9 protein-coding genes are annotated in these 6,939 nt (G+C 58.3%); 7 read left to right on the plus strand and 2 right to left on the minus strand.

Features of this window, described 5'->3' with window-relative positions:
- The 6 genes from ABIZ35_RS07455 to ABIZ35_RS07480 form a co-directional block, all read left to right on the plus strand.
- On the plus strand, positions 1–641 hold a 641-nt coding region (locus ABIZ35_RS07455), incomplete at its 5' end, for a thiamine phosphate synthase (protein ID WP_348219252.1).
- Positions 642–651: 10 nt separating this feature from the next.
- Positions 652–852, plus strand: a complete 201-nt coding sequence (gene thiS / locus ABIZ35_RS07460; RefSeq protein ID WP_348219253.1) for a sulfur carrier protein ThiS — start codon at positions 652–654, stop codon at positions 850–852.
- 3 nt (positions 853–855) lie between these two features.
- A complete protein-coding gene (thiO, locus tag ABIZ35_RS07465) occupies positions 856–1,983 on the plus strand; it encodes a glycine oxidase ThiO (protein WP_348219254.1) in 1,128 nt (375 codons plus the stop codon).
- Positions 1,980–3,425 carry a bifunctional hydroxymethylpyrimidine kinase/phosphomethylpyrimidine kinase gene (gene thiD, locus ABIZ35_RS07470; protein WP_348219255.1) on the plus strand — a complete coding sequence of 482 codons (1,446 nt, stop codon included), beginning with the start codon at positions 1,980–1,982 and terminating at the stop codon, positions 3,423–3,425. The genes thiO and thiD overlap by 4 nt, the downstream gene beginning before the upstream one ends.
- Before the next feature lie 128 nt (positions 3,426–3,553).
- The gene (locus ABIZ35_RS07475) at positions 3,554–3,802 is read left to right on the plus strand and encodes a hypothetical protein (protein WP_348219256.1); all 249 of its coding nucleotides are present in this window, start codon (positions 3,554–3,556) and stop codon (positions 3,800–3,802) included.
- Positions 3,799–5,082, plus strand: a complete 1,284-nt coding sequence (locus tag ABIZ35_RS07480) for a hypothetical protein (protein ID WP_348219257.1) — start codon at positions 3,799–3,801, stop codon at positions 5,080–5,082. The genes ABIZ35_RS07475 and ABIZ35_RS07480 overlap by 4 nt, the downstream gene beginning before the upstream one ends.
- 59 nt (positions 5,083–5,141) lie before the next feature.
- Here ABIZ35_RS07480 and ABIZ35_RS07485 read toward each other — a convergent pair whose 3' ends face one another.
- The gene (locus ABIZ35_RS07485) at positions 5,142–5,585 is read right to left on the minus strand and encodes a hypothetical protein (RefSeq protein ID WP_348219258.1); all 444 of its coding nucleotides are present in this window, start codon (positions 5,583–5,585) and stop codon (positions 5,142–5,144) included.
- Positions 5,586–5,722: 137 nt separating this feature from the next.
- Between ABIZ35_RS07485 and ABIZ35_RS07490 the strand changes: the two genes are divergently transcribed.
- Positions 5,723–5,992, plus strand: a complete 270-nt coding sequence (locus tag ABIZ35_RS07490) for a hypothetical protein (RefSeq protein WP_348219259.1) — start codon at positions 5,723–5,725, stop codon at positions 5,990–5,992.
- A 108-nt stretch (positions 5,993–6,100) separates the two neighbouring features.
- Here the strand turns inward: ABIZ35_RS07490 and ABIZ35_RS07495 are convergent.
- On the minus strand, positions 6,101–6,939 hold an 839-nt coding region (locus ABIZ35_RS07495; protein ID WP_348219260.1), incomplete at its 5' end, for a dihydroorotate dehydrogenase.

Genomic DNA, 6,939 nt, shown 5'->3' on the forward strand with positions numbered 1-6,939 from the left:
CGCCAACCTCCTCCCCCAGGATTGGGGGGCAGGGGGGCCGAATCCTCATGCTCGTCACCGAGCCGCACGCCAATTTAGACACAATTGTGTCTGAAGCCGTGGCGGGCGGGGTAGATATCGTGCAGTGGCGGGACAAGAGCGCGGGCGGGTCCGCACTGCCATCGACACTGCGTCAAGCCGCATGGCCGGCGCGCGTCATCGCCAACGCGCTTGGGGAGATCGCGGTGCGACTTGGAGTGGACGGCCGTCATTTGCCCGAATCGTGCCCGGAGACGGTGGCAGAAACACGCAGAGCGCTCTGCAAAAACGCATTGGTCGGACGATCGGCGCATTGCTTGGAAACGGCAGTCGCCGCAGAATGCGAAGGCGCGGATTATGTGGTGGCGGGGACGATCTTCGCCTCACGCTCCCATCCGGATCTGCCGCCGGCGGGCCTGGATTTCCTGCGCGCCGTCTGCCAGGCGGTGAGGATTCCCGTCATCGCGATCGGTGGGATACTTCCAGAGAATGTCGCGGATTGCCTGGACGCCGGCGCGGCCGGCGTCGCGGTGCTGTCCCCCATTATGCTCGCCGACAATCCCCGCGCCGCCGCAGCGGCGTACCGGGCGGCGCTGGACGAGGCGGCTGGCAAGAAACATTGAGAAAAAAAACATGAAGATTATTGTGAATGGTGAGGAACGCATCTGCGTAGACAATGCAACAATCGGCTCGTTTTTGGAAGAGCGCAGTTTGCCCTCCAAAATGGTGGTCGTGGAGCACAACGGCGAGATCGTTCCCCGCAGCCAATACACCGAGACAAGCCTAGTGGAAGGCGACGTGCTGGAGATCGTCCAAATGATGGCGGGCGGCTAGCATATGTCCAAAGCCAAACATTTCGATGTGGCGGTGATCGGCGGCGGCGTGATCGGAATGTCGCTCACGTGGCGTTTGTCGCAGCGAAAAGCGAGCGTGGCGGTGATCGACAGCAAGCTGCCGGGACAGGCCACCCACGCGGCGGCCGGGATGCTGGCCCCATTGTCCGATGCCGCCAGCGAAAGCACTCTTCTCGATCTCGGTCTGGCAAGCCTGGAAAAGTATTCGGGCTTCGTACAGGAAATCGCCGAGTTAGTGAAGTCGCCGCTGCAAATCGAGGGCGCCGGTATCCTACGCATTGCGAGAGATGAAGACGAAGCCAAACGACTGAAGGCGATGTTCCGCCGTCGCACGCATCTCGGCTTACCCTTAGAGATGCTGACGCCCGAAGATTTACGCGAAGCCGAACCACAACTGACGCCCGACGCCCTGCTCGCCATTCTGTCGCCCGCTGAACAGCACATCCAGCCGCGCCTGCTTCTGGAAGCGCTGGAGAAGGCGGCGAAACACGCCGGCGCCGCGATCTATTCAGGGGAAAGTGTCACGAAAATTGACGGTGACGCTTCTGAGTTATACACCGTCCATACGGACGCGCGGGCTGTCTCCTGTGACCATTTGGTGATTTGCGGCGGCGCCTGGTCGGGTTCGCTGGCCGAGTTGCTTCCAAAGGCTGTGCTGCCCGTCACGCCGCTCAAGGGACATCTGGGCGCGCTCGACGCTTCCAGCGGGTCACCGCTGCGGCATACGATCTGTGCGGGCGATTGTTATCTTGTGCCGCGCGAAAATGGAGAACTGGTGTTCGGCGCCACAGAGGAGCCGGAAGCGCAGTTCGATCCCGAGACACATCCGTATACCATCTCACGTCTGCGACTGGACGCCGAAGCGCTCGTCCCCGCCCTGAGCGGACTGGCGCTGCTGTCGGGATGGTCGGGCCTGCGTCCCGCAAGCCCCGATGGACTGCCGATCCTCGGGCGGATGTCCAGGGGAAAGAACATCTACGCGGCGACCGGCCACGGACGCAATGGTATTCTTCTGGCGCCGCAGACCGCCGATCTCCTGACCTCATGTATTTTAGGCGGGCACAACCCACCTAAGGCGTTCGATCCCAGCCGATTTCACAACACGAAATGAAAACACCCATCGTTCTCACAATCGCCGGTTCGGACCCCAGTGGCGGCGCCGGGGTCCAATCGGACCTGCGCGCCATCGAATCGCTCGGCGGTTACGGACTTTCTGCCATTACCGCGCTGACCAGCCAGAACAGCCTCGGCGTCCAGAGCGTTGCTCTAACGCCCGCCTCCATTCTGGCGAACCAATTGAATGTTCTTCTTGAAGACACACGGCCCGACGCCGTCAAAATCGGGATGCTCGGCGGCGCGGAGCAAGTTGAGATAGTCGCTCGTATTCTGTCGCAATACACGCTGCCCAATGTCGTGCTCGATCCCGTGCTGGCGTCCACCGGCGGCGCACATTTGCTGGACGAAACGGGCCGCACCGCTCTCGTTCAAATGCTCCTGCCCCTATGCGCTGTCGTCACGCCGAACCTTGATGAAGCGCAAATTTTGACGGGGACCGCAATCAGGGCGACGGAAGACGCCGTTCGAGCTGGCAATGCGCTGCTTGCGCTAGGAGTGCGAGCGGCGCTGATTACCGGCGGACACTTCGCCGGTGAGCCGACGGACATTCTTGTGACGCCGCATGGCGCTCAAATTCTGAATGGAGAGCGCGTGGACACGACGCACACGCACGGCACGGGATGCCTGTTCTCCAGCGCGCTCGCGACTTATTTAGGTATGGGAATGGAACTAAACCAAGGCGCTTCTCGGGCGAAGGCAGCCGTCGTCCGAGCGCTGAACAATCCTGTCGTCATCGGTCAAGGACGCGGTTATCCTTCGCCATTAAGCATTCAAAAGAGAGACGAGGCGGCGCACGCAGAGAGATTGAAGAAGATTGGCGGGGTGTATGTTCTGACTGACCCCGATCTGCGTCCAGACCGTTCGCCTCAGGAGATTGTGGCGGCGGCTCTGCGCGGCGGAAGCCGTGTCGTACAGCTGCGCGACAAGCATCGGGCCACGCCGGAACTGATCGAATTGGCGCGAGAGCTGCGCCGGATGGCGCACGCCGCGAACGCTCTGCTGATCGTCAATGACCGCGTGGATGTCGCCCTCGCCTCGGGCGCCGACGGAGTGCACCTCGGGCCGGACGACATGTCCGTCGCCGATGTGCGCCGGCTGCTCGGTCCCGACAAAATCGTCGGCGTCTCCGTCAGTTCCGTGGAGGAGGCCGCGTCACTCGCGCCTCACGCTTCGTATCTCGGCGTCGGAGCGATCTACGGCTCGACAACGAAAGTCGACGCGGGCGCGCCCGTCGGCACACAGCGCATGCATGAGATTGCAAGTGCATTCCCCCATCTCCCCATTGTCGCCATTGGCGGCATTGATCTGTCGAATATCGCAGAGATTGCGCGCGCTGGGGCGCATTCGGCGGCGGTAATTTCGGCCGTCGTCTGCGCGGACGATATGGGGCGTGCGACACACGCTCTTGGAAGAGCATTTAGAGTAGCCAGCGAATAAATTGTTCCTGTAAATAATGATGTGATGGGTATCTTGATCCTATCGAGGGACTGCTCTCTCGATCCGTTTTCTTCAAACGATCCGTTTTCTTCAAACTCCTTTCTTGAGACGAATGAGCGGAGGGAACTATGCCGCGTATCCGAGTTATTGTGGAAGATGATGACGGTCAACCCTTGGGATCCTCGCCCGAACAAGTTTACTTGCTCGATAGCGTCTGCCAAAATCTCGATCAGATCGAGGCTTCCGTCGAGACGTTTCGTATCGCCGCGCTTCCTGCGCTCGAAGCCAAGCTGATACACGCGGCTCAACACGAACAAGTCGAACAGGAAAAAAAAGACACGCAGTACGCTGCAACGGAACAACCCCCGTCACCGTGAAGACGATCCATGGCCAGTTTCAGTGGCGCAAACAACGCCTCTTAAGCTCGGCAGGACAAAGCGTTTCTCTCAAGCTCATTTCCTCCTCTCTCAAAAGTGAGGAGAAACGAAACGGAACAGCAGCCGGCTCTCAAGAAACGGACATAGAAAAAGAGAGCAATAAAGAGAGCAATATCGGCTGCCATCTGAGTGTTGGCCTGCGCGAGTTGTGCTGTTTCTATAGCACCAAAGTCAGCTACTCAGAAGTCGCGGATTTGGTGGAGCGTCTTGCGGGCCAACGTCTTCTTTGCGACCAAAGCATCTGGAATATTGTGGAAGCCAAGGCCTGCGCCATTAGCCGGGACTTGCAGGAGCAAGCCTTGGAAACTATGGGCTCCATGCCTCTCATCAATACCCAGGTCGACGTTTATAGTTCCGATCCCGAGGTGCTGGTTTACACCGACGCCATTCTTGTGACGCGTCAAAAACCGAAGCGCTTGAGCGCCTCCAAGAAAGAAACACAGTTAGAAGAAATCACATCAGAAAAAACATCACATCCTTATGTTCCTGCGTTGGAAGTTCGTCCTTTTGGTTCGAAACAAACCGCGTCAGGGCGTGTGAGTACCGATGTGGTGATGCTGGAGCGACGTGCTGGCGGATTTGAGTATGTGACATCGGCCATCGGATCTGATGGGACAGAACGGATCTCCTTGGTCGATCTGTCGCGTGCATTTTTACGTCGGGAGTATGGCTGTGTCCCTTCCGACGAAGGCTTCTTCTCGGGAAGCTTATCCGTAGTTGCGATCACTGATGGGGCCAGTTCGATCCGTACCCAATTACTTCAGATTTTCGGTCACGCCATCACGGTCGTTCTGGACTGGTTTCATCTTTGCAAAAAGGTGCGTGAGAAGATGACGATGATCTCACGCACCAAAGACGAGAAGATCGCCCATCTGAGGCGTTTACTGCCTTTGCTCTGGCGCGGAAACGTAGGAGAAGCGATTGTGTATTTGCGCGATGGTCTCACACCACGCAATGGGAAGGTGCGCGATGATTTGATCGGCTATTTAGAGAAGCACGCTTGGGAAATCATCGATTACGAGAAGCGGCGCGATGCTGGCAAATCGATTGGCAGTGGCCGCATGGAAAAAGGCGTTGACCAAATTGTTGGCCAACGCCAGAAACAGAAGGCGATGAGTTGGAGTGACCGCGGCAGTAAGGCGCTGGCGTTGCTGCACACGGCGCTGCTCAATGGGAACTGGCAAACAAGCTCAAACCATGGGCTGCTCATCACAGCATAATTTACAGGAACAATTTATTCGCCGGCTATCCGAGCAATCTTATGTCATGCCCCCGCAAACTACATAAGCTCTCCCCTGTAATGCAGCGCGAACGCCGCCCGTACTTCTTCTGCTTCGGCGCGCGCGAACGGCGTGTGCGCTGGCGACACACGCGCCAACTCTTCTAAAAAACCAATCTGGCGGGCGTACGCCGGTTGCTCGTATCGGAGCATTGGGTGCGTGCGCGTCAATATGCCCGCCCAGAAAGACCACGATTTCCAAAGCGGATTTTGACGCGTGTGCCAATGCTCATGTACGAGCGTTCCAGCCAGCGAAACCGCCGCCCACTCTGCCTCGCCGTGAAACGGCTCCGGCCCCAGCACGATCGTCCTCAGCATCGTCGTTTGCGCGCGATCGGTCAGGCGCGCGTCGAAACGCAGGCGACGGCGCGCCAGATCCACGGCGATTTGAGCGCCTTGCGGGACACTCGCGACGATTTTCAAGGCCGCTTGAAGCAGCTGCATTTGAGAGGGAGAAAATCCGGTATGTTTGCTATCTAAAGAATTTATAATATTCGCCGAACATTATTATATGAAATGCGGTATAATAGTTGAGGGAGTATCCAATTCACTCCCTGAACAAAATACTGAAGGAGGACATTATGCCCAAGCTCAATCAGATTGGTATCGTTCCCGTGGAATGGAATTCGGCGGCCAACCGCTATTTTTCGGACGCCGAGAATGATTACGCCGAGATCTTCAATCGCATGAAGCCCGTTCTGGACCCCATGATGGTTACTGTCGGACCCGGAGCCTCAGCTGGCGGCAAGTATCCCTGGGAAGGCAACGACCCGAAGACCGGACGACGCTATGTCGCACGCAAGCAGCGCGACGCGGACAACGTGAGCCTGGAAGAAGTTGTCGACGTCTGAACCGACGCCGAACACGCAGTATCGCTATAATATTTTAAAACTCTCGAAAATTTCCGAAAATAAGCAAACGCCCGCCGGCTCAGTCCGGCGGGCGTTTTGTCTTTTGGGCTATCGCGTTACGGAGCCGATCAGCTCATTGACATCCTCAATCCCCTGCTCTTCCAGAAACTTCTCGATCCCTGTCGCCACATCGATTGCGGCCGTTGGGTTGATGAATGTTGCGGTGCCGACAGCGATCGCTGTCGCGCCGGCGAGCAGGAACTCAATCGCGTCATAGGCGGTCACAATGCCGCCCATCCCGACCAGCGGGATATTCGGCAGCGCCTGATGGACCTGCCAGACCATCCGAAGCGCGACCGGCTTGATCGCCGGGCCGCTCAGGCCGCCGGTCACGTTCGCCAGCCGAAACTTACGCTTGCGGATGTCGATCGCGGTGCCAAGCAGCGTATTGATCAGCGAGAGCGCGTCCGATCCGGCGTCCGCCGCCGCCCGGCCCACGCTCACCACATCCGTCACATTGGGCGAAAGCTTGGTGATCAGCGTCAAATCCGTGGCCTTGCGCAGCGCGGTGATCAATTCGAACGTCAGCTTCGGATCGACCGCGAAGTCACAGCCGTGCTTGACGTTCGGGCAGGAGATGTTGATCTCCAAGGCGTGCACGCCGCCCGCTTCCGTCAGCCGCTCGGCAAGATAAACATAATCCGCGACTTCGTAGCCGACCAAGTTGACGATAATCGGGACATCGTATTGGCGCAGAAACGGCAGCTTCTCTTCAATGAAGTTGTCGATGCCGCCGTTTTGCAGACCGATCGCATTCAAAATCCCTGAGGATGTTTCGACGATACGCGGAGTCGGGTTGCCGAGGCGCGGCTCGCGGCTCGTGCTCTTGACCACGCAGGCGCCGAGCGCATTGAGATCCAGCGCTTCCGACATCTCACTGCCGAATC

This window comes from Capsulimonas sp. (assembly GCF_039929585.1).
In the GTDB taxonomy this organism is placed as follows: Bacteria; Armatimonadota; Armatimonadia; order Armatimonadales; family Capsulimonadaceae; genus Capsulimonas.